This is a genomic window from Pseudomonas sp. TZ252 (assembly GCF_056110345.1).
The window spans coordinates 1,687,168-1,712,769 of sequence record NZ_CM148566.1; the positions used below are offsets into that span (position 1 = coordinate 1,687,168).

Sequence of the window (25,602 nt, forward strand, 5' to 3'; positions counted from 1 at the left end):
CCTGAAGTTTTTTATGTGCGACTATCGAACAGATTATTTTTTGTACAGAAGCGGTTGACTTGGAAAAGTTGCCTCGCGAATCATTGGATCCAATTACAAAAACAACGAGAGGATCCGACGATGTTTCCGAAGAACGCCTGGTACGTGGCCTGCACCCCCGACGAACTGGCCGGCAAGCCGCTCGGCCGACGCATCTGCGACGAGCCGATGGTTTTCTACCGAGGCGAGGACGGCCGCGTGGCGGCCCTCGAGGATTTCTGCCCGCACCGTGGCGCGCCGCTGTCGCTGGGCTTCGTCGAGGACGGCGTGCTGGTCTGCGGCTACCACGGCCTGGCAATGGGCGAGGACGGTCGCACCCGCGCGATGCCCGGCCAGCGGGTCCGCGGCTTCCCCTGCATCCGTCGCTTCCCGGTGCAGGAACGGCACGGCTTCGTCTGGGTCTGGCCGGGCGCGGAAGAACAGGCCGACGCCGCGCTGATACCCCGCCTGGAATGGGCGGAAAGCCCCGATTGGGCCTATGGCGGCGGGCTGTACCACATCCACTGCGACTATCGTCTGATGATCGATAACCTGATGGACCTGACCCACGAGACCTATGTCCATGCGTCCAGCATCGGCCAGAAGGAAATCGACGAGGCCGCGCCAACCACGCGGGTGGAAGGCGACGAGGTGATCACCAGCCGCCACATGCAGAATGTCATGGCCCCGCCGTTCTGGCGCATGGCTCTGCGCGGCAACGGCCTGGCCGACGACGTGGCGGTGGACCGCTGGCAGATCTGCCGCTTCACGCCGCCCAGCCACGTGCTGATCGAGGTCGGCGTGGCCCACGCCGGCCACGGCGGCTACCAGGCGCCGGCGGAGCGCAAGGCGGCGAGCATCGTGGTCGACTTCATCACCCCGGAGAGCGCCACTTCCATCTGGTACTTCTGGGGCATGGCGCGCAACTTCCAGGCCCACGACCAGGCGCTCACCGAGAGCATTCGCGAAGGCCAGGGAAGGATCTTCGGCGAAGACCTGGAAATGCTCGAAAGCCAGCAGCGCAACCTGCTGCGCCATCCACGGCGCGACCTGCTGAAACTGAACATCGACGCCGGCGGCGTGCAGGCCCGGCGCATCATCGAGCGCCTGCTGGCGGACGAGCGCCAGGCCGCCGCCCCCAACCGCGCCCAGGCCTGACGGGAGCCTTCGCCATGATCGAGGTCATCGTCGGCGCCATCCGCCTGGAGGCGCAGGATATCCACAGCTTCGAACTGTTCCGGGCCGACGGGGCGGCCCTGCCGTCCTTCGAGCCGGGCGCACACATCGACCTGCACCTGCCCAACGGCCTGGTCCGCCAGTACTCCCTCTGCGGCCCCGCCGAACGGCCGCGCCACTACCGTATCGCCGTACTCCGCTGCCGCGACTCGCGCGGCGGCTCGGCCACGCTGCACGCCGAACTGCGGGTCGGCCAGCGGCTGCGCATCGGCGAGCCGCGCAATCTCTTCCCGCTGTCGCCGGAGCCCGGTCCGCGTCTGCTGTTCGCCGGCGGCATCGGCATCACGCCGCTGCTGGCGATGGCCGAACGCCTGGCCCGCGATGGCGCCGACTTCCAGTTGCACTACTGCGCGCATTCCGCCGAGCGCGCGGCCTTCGTCGACTACCTTGGCCGGTGCGCCTTCGCCGACCGCGTGCACTGCCACTTCGACCACGGCGAAAGCAGCCGGCGCGCGGACCTTCGCGCCCTGCTGGCGACCAGTCCGCGCGACGCCCAGCTATACCTTTGCGGGCCGGCGGGCTTCATGCAGTGGATCGAAGAAAGCGCCCGCGAACTGGGCTGGGAAGCAAGCCGCTTGCATCGCGAGCACTTCGCCGCCGCGCCACGAGACGCCAGTGCGGACGGCACCTTCGAAGTGCAGTTGGCGAGCAACGGAGCGCTGATCCGGGTCGCCGCCGGGCAGACCGTGCTGGCGGCCCTGCGCGAAGCCGGGGTGGACCTGCCGGCCTCCTGCGAGCAGGGCATCTGCGGCACCTGCCTGACCCGCGTGCTGGACGGCGAGCCGGAGCATCGCGACCTCTACCTCAGCGAAGAGGAGCAGGCCGCCAACGATTGCTTCACGCCCTGCTGTTCGCGTTCGCGCAGCCCACGGCTGGTGCTGGATCTCTAGTCGGCGGCGACGTCGCCGTGAAGCACGGTGACACCCTGCCGCGCCGGATCGAAGTAGTCGGCGTAGCGCAGGGTCGCGTTGGCGTGCTCGCGCATGATCGCCTCGGCGCGCGCCCCCTGGCCGTTGACCAGCGCGTCGACCACCGCGTGGTGCTGCATGTGGGCGAAGTTGAAACGGCGGAATTCCTGCTCGAGATTGTCGCGATCCACCGCCAGGGCGCTCACCGAGGCGAACGGCAGGTGGTCGTTGCGCGCCAGCGCCACGGCGATCGCCGGGTTGCCGCTGGCCTCGATGATGGTGCGGTGGAAACGCATGTTCATGCGCTGGTAGCGCTCCAGCTCCTCCAGCAGGACCTGGCCGTTGGCGAACAATCGGTCGCCCTCGGCCAGGCATTCCTCCAGGGTCGCCCGTGCCTCGGCGGACAGCCCGCGCTCGGCCGCCTGGCGTGCCGCCAGGCCTTCCAGAACGCCGCGCACCTCGACCGCGCCGGCGATATCCTCGCGGGTCACCGCGCGCACCCTGTAGCCGCGCCCGGTCTTGCACAGCAGGCCTTCCTGCTCGAGGGTACGCAGGGCGATGCGCACCGGCATGCGCGAGACCTGCAGGCGTTCGGCGGTGGGAATCTCGACGATGCGCTCGCCGGCGGCGAGTTCGCCGGAAGCGATCAGCTTGCGTAGCTCGGCCAGCACGCGTTGGCCCGGTTTGCTCATGGAATTCGCTTATTCGATCGGGACGACCGGGGCATCATAGCGTGCCCCGGCCGCCTCCGCCGGTCAGCTTTCGCGGTGGATGGCGAAGCCGGCCCAGGACTGGCTCACCGGCATGATCTCGAGGCTGTTGATGTTCAGGTGGGCGGGCTGGTTCATGATCCAGAAGATGGTCTCGGCGATGTCTTCCGGCTGGATCGGATGGGCTCCGGCGTAAGTCTTGTCGTAGCGCGCCTGGTCGCCGCCGAAGCGGACCAGGGAGAACTCGCTCTCGCACAACCCCGGCTCGAGGTTGGTCACGCGCACCCCGGTGCCCTGCAGGTCGCAACGCAGGTTCAGGGAGAATTGCTCGACGAAAGCCTTGGTGCCGCCGTAGACATGGCTACCCGGATAGGGCCACTTGCCGGCCACCGAACCCAGGTTGACGATGCTCGCCCCGACGCCGTGGGCGATCAGCCGCGGCAGCAGCAGGCGCGTGCTGTAGAGCAGGCCCTTGATGTTGGTGTCGACCATGGTGTCCCAGTCGTCCAGGTCGCAGGACTGCGCCGGGTCGGTGCCCAGCGCCAGGCCGGCGTTGTTGATCAGGCCGCGCAGGGTGGCGAACTCTTCCGGCAGGTTGTCCACGGCCGCGCTCATCGCCGCGCGGTCGCGCACGTCCAGGGTCAGCGGCAACACCCGGGTCTTCGCCGAAAGCTCACCGGCCAGGGCTTGCAGACGCTCCTCGCGACGGCCGGTGAGCACCAGCGACCAGCCGGCCTCGGCGAAACGACGGGCGCAGGCTTCGCCGAAGCCTGAGGTGGCGCCGGTGATGAACAGGGTGGACGACATGGGCATCTCCTCGTACGGGGCGGAAAAACGATGTCCGGGGATTCTAGAGCCTCGCCGTGCCCGGTTGGCCATACAGTTGCGCACGAGTTTGCCGAGGCGTCTGCTCAAAAAACGACCAACCTCGCGGAACCCGCACCGTGCCTGGGCCGCAGCGAACAGCCACCAACTTGTCCACAGGGCGTCGCACAGTTTTCCTGAACAACTGTGGCAGCGGGATGACCACGCGTTGGGGATAAGTACCTGGCGCGAGCGCTGTTCATTTTCTGACCAGCCACGCATAACCCTCGCCGATTCAGGGGTTTGGCGGTTCTTACCCACCTTATCCACAAGCCCCCGCACAGAAATCCTGAACAACCTCAGGCGGCGTTATCCACAACCCGGCGCGCGGCGACCAGGTCCTCCAGCGCATAACCCACCGACTTGAACAGGGTGATTTCCCCGGGATCGCCGCGCCGCCCTGCCCCGCTCAGCAAGTCGCGCAGTTCGGTGGATATCGCCTCGCGCCCGATGGCGCCTTCGGCGATCGCCTGCAACAGGTCGCCGGCCTCTTCCAGCGCGCCTGCGCGGGTATCCACCACGACCCGCGCGCGCGCCACCGCCAGGGCGTCGGTCTCGCGCATGGACGGCAGGAAGGCGCCGACCAGGTCGAGATGGACGCCCGGCTTCAGCCATGCGCCGCGCACCAGCGCTTCGCGGGAGGTGGTAACGCAACTGACGCAGTCGGCCGCCTCCACCGCCGCGCGCAACCCGTCGGCCGCTCGCGCCGGGTAGCCCTCCTCGCGCAGCCGGGCGGCCAGCGCGGCGGCCTTGGCCGGATCGCGGCCCCAGATGTCGATGTGGCGATAGTCGCGCACGCAGGCGTGGGCCCGCACCATGTGCGCAGCCAGGGTTCCGCAGCCGACCACCAGCAGGCGCCGCGCATCGTCCCGCGCCAGGTAGTCGGCGGCCAGCGCCGAGCTGCAGGCGGTACGCCGGGCGGTCAGCTCCGAAGCCTCCAGCAACGCCAGTGGGCGACCGTCTTCGCCGTCGAACAGAGCGAACACCGCGGCCACCGCCGGCAGGCCACGCGCCCCATTGCCAGGGAACACCGTCACCAGTTTCACGCCGATCCCCGCGCCGGCTTGCCACACCGGCATCTGTAGCAGCGAGGCCTGCGCCGGCAAGGCATGGCAGTTGCGCAGCGGCGCGCTGCAAGGCTTGGCCAGGCCGATGCGCAACGCCTCGATCAGTTGTGGATAAGCCAGGCGCTCGGCGACCTCGGCGTTGCTGAAAAAGCGCAGGCTGTGCATAAGTCGAGTTTCCTCCGTGGCTCCAGGGCAGCGCCCGCCCCGGCGGCCAGGCAGCCGGGGCGGGGCGTGCTCAATGTCCGCCGAGATAGGCGTTGCGCACCTCCTGGTTGCCGAGCAGTTCTTCGCCGCTGCCGCTCATGCGGATTTCCCCGGTGACCATCACGTAGGCGCGGTCGGAGAGCTTCAGCGCATGGTTGGCGTTCTGCTCGACGAGGAAGATGGTCATGCCGCTCCTGGCCAGCTCGCGCAGGGTCTGGAAGATCTGCTTGACCACGATCGGCGCCAGGCCCAGGGAGGGCTCGTCGAGCAACAGCAACTTCGGCCGGCTCATCAGCGCGCGGGCGATGGCGAGCATCTGCTGCTCGCCGCCGGACATGGTCATGGCGCGCTGGTTGCGCCGCTCCTTCAGGCGCGGGAACAGCTCGAACATGCGCTGCATGTCCTCCTCGGCGTGGTCCATGCCGATGGGAATGGTACCCATCAGCAGGTTTTCCTCGACGCTCATGTCGGGGAACACCCGGCGTCCTTCCGGCGACTGCGCGATGCCGTTGGACGCCACGTAGTGCGCCGACTTCTGGCGGATGTCCTGGCCGCGATAGAGGATCTGCCCGGCCGCCGCGCGCGGCTGGCCGAAGATCGACATCAACAGCGTCGACTTGCCCGCGCCGTTGGCGCCGATCAGGCTCACCGTCTCGCCCTCGTTGACCTGCAGCGAGACCTTCTTCAGCGCCTGGATCGGCCCGTAGAACACGTCCACCTCACGGAATTCCAGCAACGCCGCGCTCATGACAGCTCCTCTTCGTCGGCACCGAGATAGGCGGCGATCACCTTCTCGTCATGGCGGATCTGTTCGGGGTTGCCACGGGCGATCACGTCGCCGTGGTCGAGTACGATGATGTGGTCGGAGATGTTCATCACCATGCCCATGTCATGCTCGATCAGCAGTACGGTGATCCCGTGGTGGTCGCGCAGGTAGCGGACGATGTTGCTCAGGGCGTGGGTCTCGGCCGGGTTGAGGCCGGCGGCCGGTTCGTCCAGGCAGATGAGTTCCGGCCGCGTGCACATGGCCCGGGCGATCTCCAGGCGCCGCTGCTGGCCGTAGGACATCTCGCCGGCCAGGCGGTTGGCGCAGTCCACCAGGTCGACCACCTCCAGCCAGTAGAACGCGTGGTCCAGCGCCTCGCTCTCGGCGCGGCGATAGCCGGGAGTGTTGAGGATGCCGGCGAGCAGGTTGCGGTTGACGAACATGTGCTGCGCCACCAGCAGGTTCTCCACCACCGACATGTCCTTGAACAGGCGGATGTTCTGGAAGGTCCGCGCCAGCCCGGCGCGGTTCACCAGGTGGGTGCCGCCGAACATCTTGTAGTAGAGGCGACTGCCCAGTTGCGGCGGCTTGACGAAGTCGTCCAGCTGGAACGGCTCGCCGAGCACCTGGATGACGTCCGTGGTGCGCCCCTGGGTGTTGAGCAGGATGTTGCCGCCGGTGGCCTTGTAGAAGCCGGTGAGACAGTTGAACACGGTGGTCTTGCCGGCGCCGTTGGGGCCGATCAGCGCGGTGATCGAACCGCGCTCGACGTCGAGGTTGACGTCGTTGAGCGCCTTGATGCCGCCGAAGTGCATCATCAGGTGCTCGACGCTGAGGATCTTGTCGCTCATGGCGCCACCCCCTTGCGCGGGGCGAAGCCCACCCGGCTGATGCGGATCAGCCCGCGCGGCCGCCAGATCATCATCACCACCATGAGTATCCCGAGCAGCAGCACGCGGATGTCGGCGAAGCTGCGCAGCAGCTCCGGCGCCACGGTGAGGACGAAGGCGGCGATCACCACCCCGACCGTCGAGCCCATGCCGCCGAGCACGACGATGGCGAGGATCAGCGCCGACTCGAAGAAGTTGAACGAGGACGGGTTGACGAAGCCCTGGTAGCTGGCGAAGAACACCCCGGCCAGTCCCGCGGTGGAGGCGCCGAGCATGAACGCCGAGAGTTTCACCAGCACATGGTTGAGGCCCATCGCGCGACAGGCGATCTCGTCCTCGCGCAGCGCCTCCCAGGCGCGCCCGACCGGCATCCGGGTCAGCCGGTGCTTGATGTAGAGCACCAGCAGCACGACCAGGAACAGCACCACGTAGATGAACAGGAACTTCATGTTGGGGTTGTAGGCGATGCCGAGGAACTCGTGGATCGGCACCCCGCCATCCTTGGCCCGGCGGCCGAACTCCAGGCCGAGGAAGGTCGGCGCCGGCGCCGGCATGCCGTTCGGCCCGCCGGTGAAGGACAGCCAGTTGTTCAGTACCAGGCGGATGATCTCGCCGAAGCCCAGGGTGACGATCGCCAGGTAGTCGCCATGCATGCGCAACACCGGGAAGCCGAGGATCGCCCCGGCCACCGCGGCGGTCAGCGCGGCCAGCGGCAGGACGGTCCAGAAGCCCAGGCCGAGGTACTGGTAGCCCAGCGCCAGGCCATAGGCGCCAATGGCGTAGAAGGCCACGTAGCCGAGGTCGAGCAGCCCGGCGAGGCCGACCACGATGTTCAGGCCCAGGCCCAGCAGCACGTAGATCAGGCCGAGGATGACCACCGCCAGCAGGTACTTGCTGGCGAAGAACGGGAAGATCACCGCGGCCACCAGGATCAGCGGCACGATCCAGCGCAAGCGGGTCTTGTAGCCCGGCGGCAGGACGTGGACGCCGCTGCCAGCCCCCTCGAAGCGCTCCAGCACGGCGCGCCCGCCGCGGGTCTGCAGGTAGAGGCTGAGCAGGAAGCGCCCGGCCATCACGATCGCGATGATCCAGCCGACCCGCTCGTAATGCAGGTTGAAGCCGTAGCCGTCGAGGACCACGCCGACGATGGGGCCGAACACCACCAGGGCGATCAACCCGGAGAGCACGGCATCGAGGACGCACTGCTTGAGATCGATGGAAGTCTCGTTGCTCATCGTCGTCCCCTTACACCTTGGCGATCTGCGGGCGGCCGAGCAGGCCCTGGGGACGGAAGATCAGGATCAGTACCAGCAACGAGAAGGCGAACACGTCCTTGTAGTCGGTGTTGACCATCCCCGAGAACTGCGCCTCGGCCACTCCCAGCACCAGGCCGCCGAGCATCGCCCCGGGCAGCGAGCCGATGCCGCCGAGCACCGCCGCGGTGAACGCCTTGATGCCGATGATGAAGCCGGCGTAGAAGTCGAAGGTGCCGTAGTTCATGGTGATCAGCACCCCGGCCAGGGCGGCCATCGCCGCGCCGATGACGAACACGTAGGAGATCACCCGGTCGGTGTTGATCCCCAGGATCGAAGCCATCTTGCGGTCCTGCTGGGTCGCCCGGCACATGCGCCCGAGCTTGGTGTAGCGGATCACGTAGGTCAGCACCGCCATGCCGATCAGCGAAGCGATCAGGATGAACAGCTTGGTGTAGGTGAGCTGGACGAAACCGTCGCCGACGTGGAATTTCAGGGCGCCGTCGAGCAGGGTCGGGATCCCCTGCTGGCGCGGTCCCTGCGCCACCTGCACGTAGTTCTGCAGGATCAGCGACATGCCGATCGCCGAGATCAGCGGCGCCAGGCGCGTGGAGTTGCGCAGCGGCTTGTAGGCGATGCGCTCGATCACCCAGCCGTAGGTGCAGGTCACCAGCACGGTGAACAGCAAGGTGCCGAGGATCAGCAGCGGGAAGTTCTGCAGGCCGAAGAAGGCCAGCAGGGCAAGGGCGATGGCCGACAGGTAGGCGGAGATCATGTACACCTCGCCGTGGGCGAAGTTGATCATGCCGATGATGCCGTAGACCATGGTGTAGCCGATGGCGATGAGGCCGTAGACCGAGCCGAGGGTCAGCCCGTTGATCATTTGCTGGAGGAAGATGCCGTCCATTTTTCAGTCTCTTCAGGGCGAATCGCGACGGCCTTTGTAAGGCGCGCCGGCGCTCGCCGGTGAAAGCGGACGGGTGCTACTGAAACGGCCCCGGATCGCGGGACTCCAGACCGACCACACGCAGACGTCTTCGGTGAATCCGCACTACGGCGGCAAGCACGGGCGAGCACTTCAGCAGCTCCCGGACTTACCCATGCGCCGGGCCTGTGCCCGGCGCATGGCGGTCGAGCGCGATCAGGGCAACTGGTGGTACTTGCCCTTGTCGTCCCACTCGTAGACCACGTAGTCGGAGACTTTCAGGTCGCCCTTCTTGTCCCATTCCTTCTTGCCCATCACGGTCTGCACCGGATGCGACTTCAGCCACTCGGCGGCCTTGGCCGGATCGTTGGCGCCGGCGCCGTTGAAGGCCGCCGCCAGGGACTGGATCGAGGCGTAGGAGTAGAGGGTGTAGCCTTCCGGCTCGAAACCGCCGGCACGGAATTTCTCCACCACCGCCTTGCCGTCGGGGATCAGCCGCGGGTCGGCGCCGAAGGTCATCAGCACGCCCTTGACGTACTGCGGACCGCCGGCGGTGGTCGCCAGTTCGTCGGTGACCACGCCGTCGTCGGACATGAACTTGGCGGTCAGTCCCTGTTCGCGCATCTGCCGTACCAGCGGACCGGCTTCCGGATGCAGGCCGCCGAAGTAGACGACCTCGGCACCGGAGGCGCGGATCTTGGTGACCAGCGCGTTGAAGTCCTTCTCGCCGCGAGTCAGGCCCTCGTAGAGAACCTCTTTCACGCCGAGCTTGTTCAGTTGCGCCCTGGTGGCGTCCGCCAGGCCCTGGCCGTAGGTGTCCTTGTCATGGATCACCGCGACCTTCTTGGCCTTGAGCACGTTGACGATATAGTCGCCGGCGACCACGCCCTGCTGGTCGTCGCGGCCGCACATGCGGAACATCCCGGAGAGTCCGCGCTCGGTGACCTGCGGGTTGGTGGAACCGGGGGTGATGGCGATGATCCCGGCCTCGTCGTAGACCTCGGATGCGGGGATGGTCGAAGAAGAGCAGAAATGGCCGACCACGGCGATGGCCTTGTCCTGGTCCACCAGGCGGTTGGCCACGGCCACGGCCTGCTTCGGTTCGCAGGCGTCGTCGGCCTTGACCAGCTTGATCTTCTCGCCGTTGATCCCACCCGCCGCGTTGATGTCTTCCGCCGCCTGGGACGCGCCGCGCCAGTATTGCTCGCCGAAGGAGGCGTTGGCGCCGGTATGCGGTCCGGCCACGCCGATCACGACGTCGGCCAGCGCATGCGTGGAAAGACCCATCACGGACGAAACCGCGAGAGCCAGGATGCCTTTTCTGAACAGCTTCTTGGACATGGGGTGTTGCTCCTGAGGATGATGTTGGCGCTCGTAACTACGATGTTGTTGTTGTGTTTCGCTCAACAGGCAGAGCAAGCGGCGTGCCATTCGTTTTTTTCCTGAGTGGCCGGCCACAAGAACTTTAGCCCTCCTTTCCGTTTTTATCTTTGTTATTGGAAATCAGTCATTTAGGCATTTCTCCGAATCCCCTTCGGAGAGCTACAGCCCAGGCCTCACAAGGCCTGAACCGATCCTAGGAATAACTCTACAACGATATTGAAGCGGTTAGAAACTGCACGTCACTGGTGCGCTGCACGCACTAATTGAGGTCCTCTTTTTCAATGAAAGTGCAGGACAGAGCGGTTTTTAAAATTAATATGAACATGAACTTCCCGGGATTCGGTACTTGGCGGAAAAAGTCGATTCGAATACGACATGGACATATCCGTGAGCGACGCCACGTTCGGCGCAAAGCGCTGTGACGGATTCGTCATAAGCCAGCGAATGCTCTATCGCGAGACTTGCCGGCAGTAATAAGCGTCGCGCGGCACTCCGGCAAGCGAGCTTTCCTCCCCACGTCATTCCGTTTATTCATATAACGCGTTCCGCCCGCTCCACCCGCGCCAGGAAACCCGCCATGCTGAACAAACGCCGCCTGCCGTCGATGACCGCCCTGCAATGCTTCGAAGCGGTAGCCCGGCACCTGAGCTTCACCCGCGCCGCCGAAGAGTTGAGCCTGACCCAGAGCGCCATGAGCAAGCAGGTCGCGCAACTCGAGGAGCAACTGCAGCACGCCCTGTTCCGCCGGGTGCGCAAGCGCTTGCAACTGACCCCGGCCGGCGAGCTGTACCTGGCCGAGGTACGACGCATCCTGCAACAGGTAGAGCTGTCCACCCGCTTCCTGCTTTCCTACGGCGGCGAGACCGAAGTGCTGCGAGTGGCGACCCCGCCGACCTTCGGCGCGCGCTGGCTGATCCCGCAACTGAACGGCTGGCGCCACCGCCACCCGAACATCCACCTCGACCTGCGCCAGGAACTGGAACCGGACGACCTGCGCCAGGGCCATTGCGACCTGGCGTTCTTCTTCGGCCCCGGCACCCTGCCGGGCGCCGAGTGCATCCGCCTGTTCGGCGAACAACTGGTGGCGGTCTGCGCGCCATCCCTGCTGCCGGCCGGCGGACTGGACGAACCGACCCAACTGGCGGGGCTGGTGCTGCTGCAGAACGCCAGCCGCGCGGAGGCCTGGCACGACTGGTTCGCCAGCCTGGAGCGAAATTGCCAGGGTTGCTACCACGGTCCACGCTTCGACACCTTCTACATGTGCATCCGCGCCGCCCAGGCCGGTTGCGGGGTAGCCCTGCTACCGCGCTTCCTGGTCGAGGAGGAACTCGCCGAAGGCAAGCTGGCGATCGCCTGGCCGCACGCCCTGCCCAGCCAGGAGGCCTACTACCTGGCCTATCCCGAGCATGCCGCGGAAGTCCCCAAGGTGCGCCATTTCATCGAGTGGATGGTAGAGCGCCTGGAGCAGGAGCAACCCTCAGCGGGCCCCCGCCAGACGCGCCACGGCCCGGTTTGACGTTTCCGCTGCGCGGAACCATCTTTACTCTCACTCGGTTCACCTCGGAACGTCCCATGCTCACTGGCGTCACGGTTCGAATCCGCCTGCTGGTCCTGGCGCTGCTACCGCTGACGATGCTCGTCACGGTCATCGCGATGGCGCTGGCCAACGCCAGTCGACTCGATGCCAGCTTCCAGGACCTTTTCAACAACCGGATGAAGCCCATCAGCCAGCTCAAGATCGTCGCCGACGCCGTTGCGGTCAGCGTGGTCGACGCCCTGCACAAGTACCGTGCGGGGGTCTTCGATGAAGAGCGCCTGCAGCAGGAGTTGAGTGGGGCGCTGTCGCGCATCGAGAAGTCGTGGGCCGACTATTCCGCAGACCACCGGACTGCCGCCGAGAAGGAAATCATCGAGTCGCTGGTCCCCACCCTGGAACGGGTCAAGCGGATGACCCTGGCATACGGCGAGCAGGCCAGGGCCGGAAGCCTGCGAAACGTCGAGGCCGGCACGTTCAATCGCGAGATGTATGGTGCGTTCGATCCGCTGGGAACCGCGCTGTCGACGCTGATCGACCTGCAGCTCAGTGAAGGCGCCAAGCTCAACGAGCAGATGGAGAAACGCTACGACTCCATGCGCACCACCTTCCTGCTCATCGGCGCCGCAGCCCTGGTCCTCATCGTCGCCGCGGCCTGGTTCATCAGCCTGTCGATCATGCGCCCGCTTTCCGATCTGCGCGGGGTGATCCGCCGCGTGCAGGACTCCTCGAATCTCACGCTCCGCGCCGATGCGCGCGGGCGCGACGAAGTGTCCGATACGGCGCGCGCCTTCAATATGATGCTGGAAAGCCAGCAGGCGCTGCTTCGGCATCTCGCCGAGACAGCCAGGAAGCTCACCATCACCTCGGACGAGATGAGTGCCATCAGCAACCAGGTCAGCCATGTCGCCACGTCCCAGGGCGACCAGACCGACATGGTCGCCACGGCGGTACACCAGATGAGCATGGCGGTCCAGGACGTGGCGCGGAACGCCCAGGCCGCCGCAGCCAGCGCGGAATCGGCGAACAGCGAGGCGCACACCGGAACCGGACTCGTGCATGCGAACCTCGACGCCATCCAGGGCCTGTCGGTCATGGTCGGAGAGGCGGGAGCCGTCATCGACACGCTACGCAACAAGACCGAGGAAATCAGCACCGTTCTGGAAGTCATCCAGAACATCGCCCAGCAAACCAACCTGCTCGCCCTCAATGCCGCGATAGAAGCCGCACGGGCGGGCGAGGCCGGACGCGGGTTCGCGGTGGTCGCCGATGAAGTGCGCAGCCTGGCCACCAATACGCACAAGGCCACCGAAACCATCCGCGAGATGATCGAAGCCCTGCAGGCAGGCGCCAGCAGCGCGGTCAGCGTGATGCAGCAGTCACGCGAGCAGGCCCAGGTCAGCGTCCAGCGCGCCCACGAGGCGGGAAAGGCGCTCGGTCTCATCGCCCAGGCGGTCGAAGGTATCGCCCAGAGCAACGCGCAGATATCCACGGCGACGGAAGAACAGACCGCCACCGCGAGCGAGGTCAGCCAGAACATCGACTCGCTCAATGCCAGCATCGGCGAAGTCGCCGAGGGCGCGGTGAAGACCTCCACCTCCAGTGTCGAGCTGGCGAAGCTGGCAAACGGACTGGAGCAGCAGATCCAGCGCTTCACCGTCTAGCAAGCGCGGCAGGGAGCGGCCTCACCGGCCCTGCCGCACCCGTTTGTCAGGACGCCAGCAGGCTGCGGTCGAAAACGAAGGCGCCGCCCGGCTTCGGGGTGAAATGCAGGACGTGTTGCGGGCGCCCCATGGGCGGACGCTGGCGTTCGCCGGTGTCCTCGACCCAGCCAGCCTCCTTCATCCGCTCCAGGCGCCCGCGCAGGCTGGAATGCTGGACTTCCTGGCCGATGGCGCACTCGAAGGCCTTCAGCGCCTCGGCCACGGTGAAGCGCGGCGCCAGCAGGAACAGCGGCAGGGCGCTGTACACCGACTTGCTCGCCAGGCGCTCGCAGGCCTGCTGTACCAGTTGGGCGTGGTCGAACGGCAGGGCGAAGCGCTCGCTGCGAACGTCGCGCAGCGGCACGAAGTCGAGGTCGTCGTCCTCCACCCGGGTGTCCGGACCGACCAGCACCAGGTAGAACACGCTCAGCGACCAGCCGCGCGGGTCGCGTACCGCGTTGCCGACCGTGGCCACCTGCTCGATGTAGGCCGGCTCCAGCCGCGCCTTGTCGCGCAGGGCGCGCACCGCCGCGTCGTCGAGGCTGTGGTCGGCGCTGCGGCCGTTGACCAGCACGCCGGGCAAGGCCCACTGGCCGGCGAAAGGCGCCTGGGCGCGGCGGATCAGCAACAGCTCCAGTCCGTGCCCGGGGTTCAGGCGCAACGCCACGATATCCACGCTGGCCAATACTTCCGCTGAACTCATCGTCACTCCTCTCTTCAGCCCGCCTGGCGTTCGCCGCCATAGCAGTGCAGTTCGTCCTTCACTTCCGGCAGGCACCAGGCCTCCGGTACCGCCAGCCCTTCACGCAGGCGCTGGCGGATCATCGAGCTGTGCAGCGGCAGCCGCTCCTCCGCCACCAGCCGGCCGAAGCGCCAGCACAATTCGGCGGCGCGTTCGAAGCGCGGCAGCTCCGCCTCGTTGTCGGCGCCGATCAGCAGGGCGATCCGCGGTGACGCCAGGCCGCTACGCGCGGCCAGCGCTTCCAGCAGGTCGATGCTGTAGACCGCCGGACGATCAGGCATCAATCCTGCTTCGATCGGTTCGCAATACACCCGCCGCGGATCGATCCGCCGGGCCAGCCGCGCCAGCCAGCGGCAGCGCAGCTCGAAATCGCCCATGCGCTTGCCGAAGGCGTGGCGGTGGCTCGGCACCAGGGCGACCCGTTCGGCGCAAAGCAGCGCCCGGCGGATCACCGACTCATGGCCGGGGTGCGGCGGGTCGAACGCCCCACCGTAGACCGCGAGGGCGAAGTCGGGGGCGCGTCCGCCGCTCATCCCGGCAGGCAGTCGGCGAATCCGGGAACTTATTTCATCACGCATAGAAAATACCTTCCACTGCGAAATTTTGTAGTACAAGTGCTTGACGACTTATTTCACGTGATGAATTATGTACCCACATTCAGCCCCAACCCGTCAAGCGGAGGCTTCCATGAATCGTCCCAGCAAGATCGCCAGCTTCGATGTCGACGCCCAGAAAGGCTTCACCCCGCTGTGCCCGGACGAACTGCCGGTGCCCGGCGGCGACGCCATCGGCGCCGCCCTCAACCAACTGGCCAGCCGCGCCGCGCTGCGCCTGGGCAGCAAGGACGCGCACAGCCCGAAGGCTGCCTGGGTAGTGGAAAGCGCCGAGCAGATGCTGCGGCCGCTGGCCTATCCGGATGCCGACCTGACCTGGGTGAGCCACTGCGTACCGGGTACGCCGGGTTTCGAGCTGCTCGACGAACTGCCGCGGCCGATCGACTACGACTTCTTCGTCTGGAAGGGCGTGGAGCCGGACCTGCATCCCTACGGCGCCTGCTACCACGATCTGGCGGAACGCCGCAGCACCGGGGTCATCGAATACCTGAGGCAGAATGGCGTGAGCCATGTGCTGGTGGGTGGCCTGGCGCTGGACTACTGCGTGAAGAACACCGCCCTGCAACTGCGCCGCGCCGGTTTCGAGGTGCTGCTCTACCTGCCCGCCTGCCGGGCCATCGCCGAGGACACCGCGCAGCGGGCCTGCGACGAGATGCGCGACGCCGGGGTGATCCTCTGCGCCGACCTGGAACGACTGGATAGCGCCCTCGCCGGCGCCGACAAGGAGAAGTGAACATGGCCGAAAGCGTCTTTGCCGAGCGCATCGTGCAGAACCTGCTCGATACCGATTTCTACAAGCTGACCATGATGCAGGCGGTGCTGCACAACTACCCCAACGCCGAAGTGGAGTGGGAATTCCGCTGCCGCAACGCCGAGGACCTGCGTCCGTACCTGGCGGAGATCCGCTACCAGATCGAGCGCCTCGCCGAAGTCGAGGTAACCGCCGACCAGCTCGCCTTCCTCGAACGCATCCCGTTCATGAAGCCGGACTTCATCCGCTTCCTCAGCCTGTTCCGCTTCAACCTGCGCTACGTGCACACCGGCATCGAGGATGGCCAACTGGCAATCCGCCTGCGCGGCCCATGGCTGCACGTGATCCTCTTCGAGGTGCCGCTGCTGGCCATCGTCAGCGAGGTGCGCAACCGTTATCGCTACCGCGAGGTGGTCCTGGAACAGGTCGGCGAGCAGCTCTATCGCAAGCTCGACTGGCTCTCCGCCCAGGCCAGCAGCGAGGAACTCGCGGAATTCCAGGTCGCCGACTTCGGCACCCGCCGGCGCTTCTCCTACCGCACCCAGGAGGAAGTGGTGCATATCCTCAAGCGCGACTTCCCCGGGCGCTTCGTCGGCACCAGCAACGTGCACCTGGCCCGCGAGTACGACCTCAAGCCGATCGGCACCATGGCCCACGAATGGCTGATGGCCCATCAGCAACTCGGCCCGCGGCTGGTCGACAGCCAGCAAGCGGCGCTGGACTGCTGGGTCCGCGAGTACCGCGGACAGCTCGGCATAGCCCTGACCGACTGCATTACCATGGATGCCTTCCTCGACGACTTCGACCTGTACTTCGCCAAGCTCTTCGACGGCCTGCGCCACGATTCGGGCGACCCGCTGGCCTGGGCGGAGAAAGCCATCGCCCACTACCGCCGCCTGGGTATCGACCCGCTGAGCAAGACCCTGGTGTTCTCCGACGGGCTGGACATGCCCAAGGCGTTGCAGCTGTTCCGCGCGCTACGTGGCAAGATCAACGTCAGCTTCGGCATCGGCACCAACCTGACCTGCGACATCCCGGGGGTCGAGCCGATGAACATCGTCCTGAAGATGACGGCCTGCAACGGCCATCCGGTGGCGAAGTTATCCGACGCCCCGGGCAAGACCCAATGCCGCGACGAGAACTTCGTCGCCTACCTCCGCCACGTCTTCAACGTGCCGGCCTAATCCTTTCGCACCTAACGGGAGCCCGAACATGCAACAGATCCAACGCGACATCGCCCAAGCCCTGCAGGTCCAGCCGCCGTTCCAGTCGGAGGCCGACGTGCAGGCGCAGATCGCCCGGCGCATCGCCTTCATCCAGCAGTGCCTGAAGGATTCCGGGCTGAAGACCCTGGTGCTGGGGATCAGCGGCGGCGTCGACTCGCTCACCGCCGGCCTGCTGGCCCAGCGCGCCGTCGAGCAACTGCGCGAGCAGACCGGCGACCAGGCCTACCGCTTCATCGCCGTGCGCCTGCCCTACCAGGTGCAGCAGGACGAGGCCGATGCCCAGGCCTCGCTGGCGACCATCCGCGCCGACGAAGAGCAGACCGTCAACATCGGTCCGTCGGTGAAAGCCCTGGCGGAACAGCTGGAGGCCCTGGAAGGACTCGAGCCGGCGAAGAGCGACTTCGTCATCGGCAATATCAAGGCGCGCATCCGCATGGTCGCCCAGTACGCCATCGCCGGCGCCCGCGGCGGCCTGGTGATCGGCACCGACCATGCTGCCGAGGCGGTCATGGGGTTCTTCACCAAGTTCGGCGACGGCGCCTGCGACCTGGCTCCGCTCAGCGGCCTGGCCAAGCATCAGGTACGCGCCCTCGCCCGCGCCCTCGGCGCTCCGGAGAACCTGGTGGAGAAGATCCCCACCGCCGACCTCGAGGACCTGCGCCCCGGCCATCCGGACGAGGCTTCCCACGGCGTCACCTATGCCGAGATCGACGCCTTCCTGCACGGCCAGCCGCTGCGCGAGGAAGCTGCGCGGGTGATCGTCGACACCTACCACAAGACCCAGCACAAGCGCGAACTGCCGAAGGCGCCCTGAGCCTCCCGGTCCGTGCGGCAGGCCCGTCGTCGACGGGCCTTTGTCGCGGGCGGGAATGTGCCTGTCGCAACCAGGTCTTCAAGTCCGCGCGGCGGCGCGCTAGAAGGAAGCTGTATCCCTGCGAAGGCCAGCCATGCGCACCCGTCTCCCCGCCCTGCTCCTCGGTGTCCTGCTGGCCGGCCAGGCCTGCGGACACACATCCCCGCTGCTCGCGCCGGTACGGCAGATCCACGCCTTCGGCGACAGCTATTCGGACAACGGCGAAAGCCAGCGACTGACCCGCGAGATGCTCGCCAAGGGCATCGCCGGCGCCCAGGCATTGCCCGGCGAAGTCTACTGGCAGGGCCGCTGGAGCAACGGCCCGACCGCCGTCGAGGTGCTCGCCCGCCAGCTTGGTGCGCAACTGGCCGACCATGCGGTGGGCGGCGCCAAGAGCGGAGCGGACAACTACTACGGCTGGATGAGCGCCTACCGCCATACCGGCCTCGCCGGCCAGGTCGACGCCTACCTCGCCACGCTGGACGGCAAGCCGGTCGATGGCCAGGCGCTGCACTTCATCTTCGTCTCCGCCAACGATTTCTTCGAGCACGAGGATTTCGCCGGCGAGCAGCCCCTGGAACAACTGGCCGGCAGCAGCGTGGCGAACATCCGCGCCGCGGTGCAGCGTCTCGGAGAGGCCGGCGCACGACGCTTCCTGGTGGTCAGTTCGACCGACCTGAGCGTGGTCCCGGCGGTGGTCGCCGGTAACCGGGTCGAGCGGGCGCAGCGCTACCTGCAGGCAGTCAACGCCAGCCTGCCGATCCAGCTCGCCGCCCTGCGCAAGACCCGCGGCCTGGAGCTGAGCTGGTTCGACCATCTCACCTTCAGCCGCCACTTGCGGCGCAACCCGGCGCGCTATGGCCTGGTGGAGCTGGACGCGCCCTGCCAGCCGACCCAGCCCAGCGTCCGCCCGGCCTGCTCCAACCCGGACCAGTACTACTTCTGGGATGAGTGGCATCCGACCCGGCGCGTGCACCAACTGGCCGGCGAGGCGATGGCGGCACGCTACGCGCGCTGAGCCCGGCGCGCGCCCATGAAAAAGCCCGGCAGCGGCCGGGCTTTTTCATGCAGCGGATCGCTCGCGCATCACTTCAGGGTCAGGGTGCCCTTCATCAGCGCGGAGTGGCCCGGGAAGGTGCAGAAGAACATGTACTGCTCGCCTTCCTTCAGCTTGGAGACGTCGAAGGTCACCGAGTCCTTCTCGCCCGAGCCGATCAGCTTGGTGTGGGCGATGACACGGCTGTCGTCGGGCTTCAGGTAATCCTTGTCCAGGCCGGAAGCCATGCCGTCGGTGACCACGCCCTGCATGTCGGCGGCGGTGCTCAGTACCCAGTTGTGGCCCATGACGTTCTTCGGCAGGTTGCCGGGGTGGGACAGGTTGACGGTGAACTGCTTGCAGCTCTTGTCGACGGTGATGGCATTGGTGTTGAACTGCATCTGGTCGTTACCCTGGATGTCCACCGAGCACTCGGCAGCCAGCAGCGGCGCACTGAGCAGGGACAGCAGGGATACCGCAGCGAGTTTACGTAGCATGGAGCAGCCTCCTAGGCAGGTTGGGCGATGAATCCTGAAAGAGCAGACTGCCCGATCGGGCACCGAGTTCCACTGATTCAGGTCAAACCCGAACCGGACGTGGCGGGGCATCGAGCGGGATCTGCCCGGCGTTTACTACGGGGAACTCCTGTTTTAGCACAGATGTGCCGCTTCGCGCCTGCGACGCAACGTCCGGCAACGCTTCGCACGGCTTGGTCGAAGCGCTCCCAGCCGCTACCCTGTGCGCCTTTTTCCACCCCCGACAGGAGTCGATCATGACCTTGCGTTCCGTCTGCGTATTCTGTGGCGCCAGCCCCGGCGCTTCCCCGGTCTACCAGGAAGCCGCCGTGGCCCTCGGCCGGCACCTGGCCGAGCGCGGCCTGACCCTGGTCTACGGTGGCGGCGCGGTCGGTCTGATGGGCACCGTGGCGGACGCCGCATTGGCCGCCGGCGGCGAAGTGATCGGGATCATCCCGCAGAGCCTGCAGGAGGCCGAGATCGGCCACAAGGGCCTGACCCGCCTGGAAGTGGTAGACGGCATGCACGCGCGCAAGGCACGCATGGCCGAACTGGCCGACGCCTTCATCGCCCTGCCTGGCGGGCTCGGCACCCTGGAAGAGCTGTTCGAGGTCTGGACCTGGGGCCAACTGGGCTACCACGCCAAGCCGCTGGGCCTGCTCGAAGTGAACGGTTTCTACGACCCGCTGCTGACTTTCCTCGACCACCTGGTCGACGAACGTTTCGTCCGCGCCGAACACCGCGGCATGCTGCAGCGCGGCGCCAGCCCGGCGGCGCTGCTCGATGCCCTCGCCGCCTGGACGCCGAGCGTGGCGCCGAAGTGGGTCGACCGCACCCCGCAGTGATCCGCTCCTCTCTCAGGACGGCGGCAGCAGGCTCAGCGGGTCGAGCGGCCGGCCGTTCTGGCGGATCTCGAAGTACAGCTGCACCCGGTCGGCATCCGAGGAACCGGCCTCGGCGATCTTCTGGCCCTTGCCGACCATCTGCCCCTCCTTCACCAGCAAGCGGCTGTTGTGCGCGTAGGTGCTGGTGTACGAGGTACCGTGCTGGATGATCACCAGGTTGCCGTAGCCACGCATGTTGTTCACCGCGAACACCACCTTGCCGGCCAGCGAGGCCTGCACCGGCTGGCCCAGGGTGCCGGCGATGCGGATGCCCTTGTTGAGCTTGTCGGAACTGGAGAAGCGGCGGATCACCGGCCCCTTCATCGGCCACTGCCAGCCGCGCAGGGTCACCGACGGCGGCGGAGGCGGCGGCTTGCGCGCACGGGTGCTCGACGAGGAGCGGCTGCTGGCGACGTAGGTCGACTTGCGCCCGTCGAAGCGCACCACCTGGCCGACCTTGACCGCGTAGGGCGGGCGGATGCCGTTGGCGCGCGCCAGGTCCTTGTAGTTCCAGCCGTGCCGGGTGGCGATCGAATAGAGGGTGTCGCCGCGCTTGACGCGATACTCGCCGCGCATGACCTTCGGCACCGACGCCCCCGGGCCGGGAGCCTTGGAGCTGCACGCGGATACCGCCAGCAGGACGGCGATCAAGAGCAATCTGAAGAACACACGGAATCCTTTTCCCGATGAAACCCGGCCGGCTGCGGCGACGGTTGCAGGCCCGCACTATACCTTGTTCGCCGGGGTGCCCGTTGGACTCGCCGATGGCCCGTTTTCTCCGCGCGGCCCGCCACCCGGTCCGCGCACAAACGCCAACGCCCCGCAGGACGGGGCGTCGGTGCCGAGCGGGAAACGTCAGGCGCCGGCGGACTGCTGCACGATCACCGTCTGCGCCGGCATCGGTGCCGGGAAGTCGGCGCCGAGGGCGTCCTTGATCACCTTGTTGGTATCGAAATAGACCTGCCAGTAATGGTCGTTGTGGCAATACGGGCGCACCGCCAGCACCGGCCCGACCAGGTTGAACTCGAGGATTTCCACGTCCACCGGCGGCTCGCCGAGCACGTTGGGAATCGCCGCGACGCGCTGCCTGAGCAGGGCGATGGCCGCCTGGTAGTCGGCGGCACCGGAAAGCTGCGCCTTCAACTCGACCCGGCGGAACGGATTGTGGGTGAAGTTCTGGATGTTGTCGCCGAATATCTTGTTGTTGCCGACCATGGTCAGCACGTTGTCCGGAGTGTTGATCGCCGTGGTGAACAGGCCGATCTCCTTGACCGTGCCGGTCACTCCGCCGGCGCAGATGAAGTCGCCGACCTTGAACGGCCGCAGGACGATGATGAAGCCGCCGGCCGCCAGGTTCGCCAGCAATCCCGACCAGGCCATGCCAATGGCCAGGCCGACCGCCGCGATCAGCGCCGCCAGGCTGGTGGTCTGGATGCCGAAGAAACCGAGGATGCCCACCACCAGCAGCACGTTCAGGGTCACCGTGATGAACGAACCCACGTAGCGCAGCACGGTGGGATCGACCTTTTGCCGCTCGAGGGATTTCTGCACCATGCCGACGGCGAAGCCGATCAGCCAGCGGCCGATCACCCAGAAGGCGATGGCCGCGAGAATCTTGATGCCGAAGGCGAAGGCGTACTGGGACACCGTCGCCCAGAGCGCGTTGATCTTCTCGGTACCTACGTTGACGATCGTCGTGTCATCCATATCGCTCACCGTGCGCAAGGAAGGAGTCTGGCTCCGTACGAGAACCGCCCCTGGCACCGGAAAGGCAGGCTCCGGCCCTTGGCCCGACAACGTCCGTAGCGGATTCTGGAAAAGCTAGCACGGCGCCGCGAATTTGCCGGAGCACCGCTTCGTTGTCCCCAAACGGCGTGGGCGAGGCTGTGGACAACCTGGGTGAAAAGGTCCGGGAGTCCCGGGCGGCAGGGCCTCCGCGGGACCGATCACTTTTTGATCAGCCGGCTGTTTCCTGTAGCGGCAGCACCGTCACCCGCACCTCCGGGTCATGGCTACCGCCACCGAGGATCACCCCGCGCAACGGCGACACATCGGAAAAATCCCGCCCCCAGGCCAGGGTGATGTGCTCCAGGTCGGGCAACAGGTCGTTGGTCGGGTCGAAATCCACCCAGCCGTTCTCCGGGCAATACAGCGAGACCCAGGCATGCGAGGCGTCGGCACCGATCAGTCGCGCCTGTCCGGGCGGCGGGCGGGTCAGCAGGTAGCCGCTGACGTAGCGCGCCGCCAGTCCGCGCGCGCGCAGGCAGGCGAGCATCAGGTGGGCGAAGTCCTGGCAGACCCCGCGACGGCGCTCCAGCACTTCGTCCAGCGGCGTCGCCACCTGGGTGGCCTGCGCATCGAAGGCGAACTCGCGGAAGATCTTCTCCATCAGTGCCGCCGCCGCCACCAGCAACGGCCGTCCGGGCGGGAAGCAGTCGGCGGCGAACTCGGCGAATCGCCGCTGGATGCGCACATAGGGCGACTCGACGCGATAGCGGCAGGCTTCCAGCTCGGCGGCGGACAGCGCCCGCCCGGAAAATGCCAGCCCGGCGGCGACGGTTTCCCATGCCGGCGACGCGGTCAGTTGCGCCGGCGCATGGGCGAACACTTCGACCTGCAGTCGCGCACTGACCCGCAGCGCCTCGTGAGGACGCTCGAAGGCCAGCCGGCTCAGCGGATTGCCGAATGCGTCGTGGCCATCCTCGCGCCGGCTCGGCCCCGGCTCGATCAGCAGTGCCCGCTCATGACAGGCCTGCCAGGCGCATTCGCGCGGCCAGAGATGCGCCAGTTGCCGCGACAGCGAGACCGGCGTCGCATAGCGGTAATGGGTGTCGTGCAGCACCTGGTAGCGGGCGCCCTGGAGCGGAACGGAGCGAAGCGCGGGTGCGGACATCAGGTGGATACCGTTCTCTGGCTGACATCGTCGACATGGGCGAAATAGCGCAAGCCTAGCCGATCGGAGACCTGTCCGGCGCAGGCGGCGATGTCGCGCAGCAGTCGCGCCAGCCCGACGAGCACCTCGTCGAGTCCTGCCGCGCCGAAAAGCGGGCTTTCCAGGGCCGCCAGATCGAAGCTGCGCAGGCGTTCGCCCAGGGTCCTGAGTTCCCGCTCGCGTGGCGCGCCGAACTCCTCGTGCAGGCGCTCCAGCGAACGCTCCAGGGCCTGCAACTGGAAGCGCAGCGAGTGCGGGTTCTGCTCGTGCAACAGGAGCAGGTCGAGCACCGGGACCAGCTGCGGCGACGCCAGGTAGCGCGAGCGGTAGGTGATGCCGCTGTTACCCAGCTCCAGCAGCCACTCCAGCGCGCCGGCGTCCCAGGCGCTACCACCGTCGAGGAAGGCGGCGATGCTCTCGGCGAAGAAGCGCACGCGCTCGATGCGCCGGCCGATCATCAGGAAACGCCAGCCGTCGTCGCGGGTCATGTCATCGAGGGCGAAACCGGACAACGCGGCCAGGGACATCACTAGCCGGTTGAGGAAGTCCAGCGCTTCGCCGAGGTCGGTGCGTGCCGGATCGAGCGCCTGCATGTCGCGTTGCAGCTCCAGCAAGGCCAGCCAGTTCTCCCCGGACAAGCGCCCGCGCACCTGCGCCGCCGCCCAGTGCAGGCGCCGCAGGTTGGCGCACAGGCTCGCCGGCCAGTGCTCGTCGAGCAACGCCCGCAACAGGCACCTTTCCAACGGCTCGCCATCCCCGGGCAGCAGGCCGATGCCGCCGGCCAGGGCCAGGGCGCTGCGCAACGCCTCTTCGTCGCCATCGGCATCCACGTAGCGCGACAGCACCACCCGCAACAGGCGCGCATGGTCATCGCAACGCTCGGCATAGCGGCCGTACCAGAACAGGTTCTCCACCACCCGCGACGGCAGGTAGGGGTCTTCGCGGACCAGGTCGCGCACGCCGAGCCGGCGCGGTCGCAACGGCTCGCCGCCGACTGCTCGCTCGGCCAGCACCCAGGTGTCCTTGCTCGCCCCGCCGCGCTGCATCGACACCACTTCGGCGTCCGCCGCCGAGGCTACGCGGGTCAGGCCGCCGGGCATCACCCAGTAGCGGCCGTCGCTGGCGGCGACGGCGAATACGCGCATGCCGATGGCCCGCGACTGCAGGCCGACGCCGGCCTTGCCGTCGCGCCAGACCGGTGCCTGGGACAACTGCGCCAGGCGTTGCGCCACGTAGGCCTGCGGGCGCTCGCGCAAGCACTCGCCGAGGGATGCCAGGCCGGCACTGTCGAGGGCGTGGCCGAACAGAGGTTCGCAGCGCTGGCCGGGAAAGGCCGGCTTGATCACCAGGTCGGGCAGTGCCGCGAGTATCGCCTCGAGGGCTTGCGGCTCGCCGCACCAGCGGGTGTCGAGCGAGGGCAGCGCCAGTTCCTCGCCAAGCAGGCGGCGACAAGCCTGCGGCAGGAAGCCGAGCAGGCCGGGCGACTCCAGCACTCCGCTGCCCAGTGCGTTGGCCACCAGCACGCGTCCCTGGCGTACCGCCTCGAGCAGGCCGGGAATGCCCAGCGCCGAGTCGGTACGTAATTCCAGTGGGTCGCAGAAATCGTCATCGAGGCGCCGCAATACCGCGTGCACCCGTTTCAGGCCGCCGAGGGTCTTGAGATAGAGGGTGGCGTCGCGCACCGTCAGGTCGTGCCCCTCGACCAGCGGAAAACCGAGCTGGCGCGCCAGGTAGAGATGCTCGAAGTAGGTTTCGTTGAAACGTCCGGGAGTCAGCAGCACCACCAGCGGCGTCTCGCCGTCGCCGGCGGCCTGGCTGGCGAGGGTCTCCTGCAGGGTGCGGAAGTACCCGGCGAGATGCTGCACGCGCAGGTCGCGATAGAGTTCCGGCAAGGCCCGCGAGACGATCTGCCGGTTCTCCAGCGCATAGCCCGCGCCGGACGGAGCCTGGGTGCGGTCGGCAAGGACCTGCCAGCGTCCGTCGGCATCGCGCGCCAGGTCCACGGCATAGCTGTGCAGGAAAATCCCGCCGGGCGGCCGGATGCCGAGCGCAGGCCAGAGGAAGTTCGGATGGCCGAAGACCAGTTCGCTGGGCAGCAGCCCTTCGGCGAGCAGACGCTGGTCGCCGTACAGGTCGGCCAGCAGCGCATTGAGCAGCCGAGCACGCTGCGCCACACCAGCGGCGATCGGCTGCCACTCGGCGGCGGACAGCAGGTTCGGCAGAAGGTCCAGCGCCCAGGGGCGGTCGGTGCCCTTGGGATCGGCGTAAACGTTGTAGGTGACGCCGTTCTCCTGGATCTGCCGTTCCACCAGGGCCTGGCGCTGGCGCAATTGCTCAGGGCTGCTGCGCTCCAGTTGGCGGAACAGCCGCTGCCAATGGGGACGCACGCCGCCCTGGCGATCGAGCAACTCGTGGTAGGCCGTATCGGTGAACGGATAGTGGGCAAGCAGCTCGGGCATCGAAGGCTCGCGGGGCTGGGGTTGCGGTCACTGTAGCGGAGTCGGCGGCGCGACGCCGGAGCGAAGCGACGAGGCGTTGCCGGGTCCGCCACGACGGTTCTTCGTGAAGACCGGGATGCCCCGGAAGCG

The 25,602-nt window shown here is 67.0% G+C and carries 24 protein-coding genes; 9 read left to right on the forward strand and 15 right to left on the reverse strand.

Annotated elements, in window-relative coordinates:
• Nucleotides 1-120: 120 nt before the first annotated feature.
• Nucleotides 121-1,176 carry an aromatic ring-hydroxylating oxygenase subunit alpha gene (locus tag ACYAF3_RS07840; RefSeq protein WP_003146261.1) on the forward strand — a complete coding sequence of 352 codons (1,056 nt, stop codon included), beginning with the start codon at nt 121-123 and terminating at the stop codon, nt 1,174-1,176.
• 14 nt (nt 1,177-1,190) lie between these two features.
• Nucleotides 1,191-2,144 carry a PDR/VanB family oxidoreductase gene (locus tag ACYAF3_RS07845; RefSeq protein ID WP_017001998.1) on the forward strand — a complete coding sequence of 318 codons (954 nt, stop codon included), beginning with the start codon at nt 1,191-1,193 and terminating at the stop codon, nt 2,142-2,144.
• On the opposite strand, the gene ACYAF3_RS07850 is transcribed toward ACYAF3_RS07845, so the two are convergent.
• The 8 genes from ACYAF3_RS07850 to ACYAF3_RS07885 all read right to left on the reverse strand — a co-directional run bounded on the left by ACYAF3_RS07850 (nt 2,141) and on the right by ACYAF3_RS07885 (nt 10,182).
• Nucleotides 2,141-2,854 (reverse strand): GntR family transcriptional regulator, encoded by a 714-nt coding sequence (locus ACYAF3_RS07850; protein ID WP_003099978.1) that lies wholly within the window; start codon nt 2,852-2,854, stop codon nt 2,141-2,143. The two genes, ACYAF3_RS07845 and ACYAF3_RS07850, sit on opposite strands and share 4 nt — an antisense overlap.
• 63 nt (nt 2,855-2,917) lie before the next feature.
• Nucleotides 2,918-3,679: an SDR family oxidoreductase gene (locus ACYAF3_RS07855; RefSeq protein WP_079744067.1), complete on the reverse strand. Its 762-nt coding sequence runs from the start codon at nt 3,677-3,679 to the stop codon at nt 2,918-2,920.
• Nucleotides 3,680-4,035: 356 nt separating this feature from the next.
• A complete protein-coding gene (lhpI, locus tag ACYAF3_RS07860; protein ID WP_003116180.1) occupies nt 4,036-4,968 on the reverse strand; it encodes a bifunctional Delta(1)-pyrroline-2-carboxylate/Delta(1)-piperideine-2-carboxylate reductase in 933 nt (310 codons plus the stop codon).
• A 70-nt stretch (nt 4,969-5,038) separates the two neighbouring features.
• The gene (locus ACYAF3_RS07865) at nt 5,039-5,755 is read right to left on the reverse strand and encodes an ABC transporter ATP-binding protein (protein WP_003095563.1); all 717 of its coding nucleotides are present in this window, start codon (nt 5,753-5,755) and stop codon (nt 5,039-5,041) included.
• Nucleotides 5,752-6,624, reverse strand: a complete 873-nt coding sequence (locus tag ACYAF3_RS07870; RefSeq protein ID WP_003095566.1) for an ATP-binding cassette domain-containing protein — start codon at nt 6,622-6,624, stop codon at nt 5,752-5,754. Before ACYAF3_RS07870 ends, ACYAF3_RS07865 begins: the two co-directional genes overlap by 4 nt.
• The gene (gene livM / locus ACYAF3_RS07875; RefSeq protein WP_003099983.1) at nt 6,621-7,898 is read right to left on the reverse strand and encodes a high-affinity branched-chain amino acid ABC transporter permease LivM; all 1,278 of its coding nucleotides are present in this window, start codon (nt 7,896-7,898) and stop codon (nt 6,621-6,623) included. Before livM ends, ACYAF3_RS07870 begins: the two co-directional genes overlap by 4 nt.
• Before the next feature lie 10 nt (nt 7,899-7,908).
• Complete coding sequence (locus ACYAF3_RS07880; RefSeq protein ID WP_003095571.1) at nt 7,909-8,823, reverse strand: ABC transporter permease subunit; 915 nt, start codon at nt 8,821-8,823, stop codon at nt 7,909-7,911.
• 234 nt (nt 8,824-9,057) lie between these two features.
• Nucleotides 9,058-10,182 carry a branched-chain amino acid ABC transporter substrate-binding protein gene (locus tag ACYAF3_RS07885; RefSeq protein ID WP_003116179.1) on the reverse strand — a complete coding sequence of 375 codons (1,125 nt, stop codon included), beginning with the start codon at nt 10,180-10,182 and terminating at the stop codon, nt 9,058-9,060.
• 619 nt (nt 10,183-10,801) lie between these two features.
• Here ACYAF3_RS07885 and ACYAF3_RS07890 point away from each other — a divergent pair.
• Together ACYAF3_RS07890 and ACYAF3_RS07895 are read left to right on the forward strand one after the other, a co-directional pair.
• The gene (locus ACYAF3_RS07890) at nt 10,802-11,740 is read left to right on the forward strand and encodes a LysR substrate-binding domain-containing protein (protein ID WP_003095575.1); all 939 of its coding nucleotides are present in this window, start codon (nt 10,802-10,804) and stop codon (nt 11,738-11,740) included.
• Nucleotides 11,741-11,796: 56 nt separating this feature from the next.
• Nucleotides 11,797-13,422: a methyl-accepting chemotaxis protein gene (locus ACYAF3_RS07895; protein ID WP_003099990.1), complete on the forward strand. Its 1,626-nt coding sequence runs from the start codon at nt 11,797-11,799 to the stop codon at nt 13,420-13,422.
• 46 nt (nt 13,423-13,468) lie between these two features.
• Here ACYAF3_RS07895 and ACYAF3_RS07900 read toward each other — a convergent pair whose 3' ends face one another.
• Nucleotides 13,469-14,164: an NUDIX domain-containing protein gene (locus ACYAF3_RS07900; protein ID WP_003095579.1), complete on the reverse strand. Its 696-nt coding sequence runs from the start codon at nt 14,162-14,164 to the stop codon at nt 13,469-13,471.
• 14 nt (nt 14,165-14,178) lie between these two features.
• Nucleotides 14,179-14,781, reverse strand: a complete 603-nt coding sequence (locus ACYAF3_RS07905) for an adenylyltransferase/cytidyltransferase family protein (protein ID WP_003123559.1) — start codon at nt 14,779-14,781, stop codon at nt 14,179-14,181.
• Between the two features lie 109 nt (nt 14,782-14,890).
• On the opposite strand from ACYAF3_RS07905, the gene ACYAF3_RS07910 reads away from it, so the two are divergent.
• The 4 genes from ACYAF3_RS07910 (at nt 14,891) to choE (ending at nt 18,665) form a co-directional block, all read left to right on the forward strand.
• Entirely contained in the window at nt 14,891-15,550 is a 660-nt protein-coding gene (locus ACYAF3_RS07910; protein WP_003095584.1) for a nicotinamidase, read from the forward strand.
• 2 nt (nt 15,551-15,552) lie between these two features.
• On the forward strand, nt 15,553-16,752 hold the full coding sequence (gene pncB / locus ACYAF3_RS07915) for a nicotinate phosphoribosyltransferase (protein WP_016852194.1): 1,200 nt from the start codon (nt 15,553-15,555) through the stop codon (nt 16,750-16,752).
• Nucleotides 16,753-16,780: 28 nt separating this feature from the next.
• The gene (gene nadE, locus ACYAF3_RS07920) at nt 16,781-17,608 is read left to right on the forward strand and encodes an ammonia-dependent NAD(+) synthetase (protein WP_003099998.1); all 828 of its coding nucleotides are present in this window, start codon (nt 16,781-16,783) and stop codon (nt 17,606-17,608) included.
• A 133-nt stretch (nt 17,609-17,741) separates the two neighbouring features.
• Nucleotides 17,742-18,665, forward strand: coding sequence for a cholinesterase ChoE (gene choE / locus ACYAF3_RS07925; protein ID WP_015503740.1), 924 nt, complete (start codon nt 17,742-17,744; stop codon nt 18,663-18,665).
• 68 nt (nt 18,666-18,733) lie between these two features.
• On the opposite strand, the gene azu is transcribed toward choE, so the two are convergent.
• Nucleotides 18,734-19,180 (reverse strand): azurin, encoded by a 447-nt coding sequence (azu, locus tag ACYAF3_RS07930; RefSeq protein WP_003095591.1) that lies wholly within the window; start codon nt 19,178-19,180, stop codon nt 18,734-18,736.
• Between the two features lie 275 nt (nt 19,181-19,455).
• Here azu and ACYAF3_RS07935 point away from each other — a divergent pair, with 275 nt between their 5' ends.
• Entirely contained in the window at nt 19,456-20,043 is a 588-nt protein-coding gene (locus ACYAF3_RS07935; protein ID WP_003123561.1) for an LOG family protein, read from the forward strand.
• A 12-nt stretch (nt 20,044-20,055) separates the two neighbouring features.
• On the opposite strand, the gene ACYAF3_RS07940 is transcribed toward ACYAF3_RS07935, so the two are convergent.
• From ACYAF3_RS07940 to ACYAF3_RS07955, 4 genes are all read right to left on the reverse strand, one after another.
• A complete protein-coding gene (locus tag ACYAF3_RS07940) occupies nt 20,056-20,751 on the reverse strand; it encodes a peptidoglycan DD-metalloendopeptidase family protein (RefSeq protein ID WP_057392676.1) in 696 nt (231 codons plus the stop codon).
• Between the two features lie 186 nt (nt 20,752-20,937).
• Nucleotides 20,938-21,789, reverse strand: a complete 852-nt coding sequence (locus tag ACYAF3_RS07945) for a mechanosensitive ion channel family protein (RefSeq protein WP_003457447.1) — start codon at nt 21,787-21,789, stop codon at nt 20,938-20,940.
• A 250-nt stretch (nt 21,790-22,039) separates the two neighbouring features.
• Complete coding sequence (locus ACYAF3_RS07950) at nt 22,040-22,975, reverse strand: transglutaminase family protein (protein WP_003100003.1); 936 nt, start codon at nt 22,973-22,975, stop codon at nt 22,040-22,042.
• A complete protein-coding gene (locus ACYAF3_RS07955; RefSeq protein WP_003100005.1) occupies nt 22,975-25,473 on the reverse strand; it encodes a circularly permuted type 2 ATP-grasp protein in 2,499 nt (832 codons plus the stop codon). The genes ACYAF3_RS07950 and ACYAF3_RS07955 overlap by 1 nt, the downstream gene beginning before the upstream one ends.
• Between the last annotated feature and the right edge of the window lie 129 nt (nt 25,474-25,602).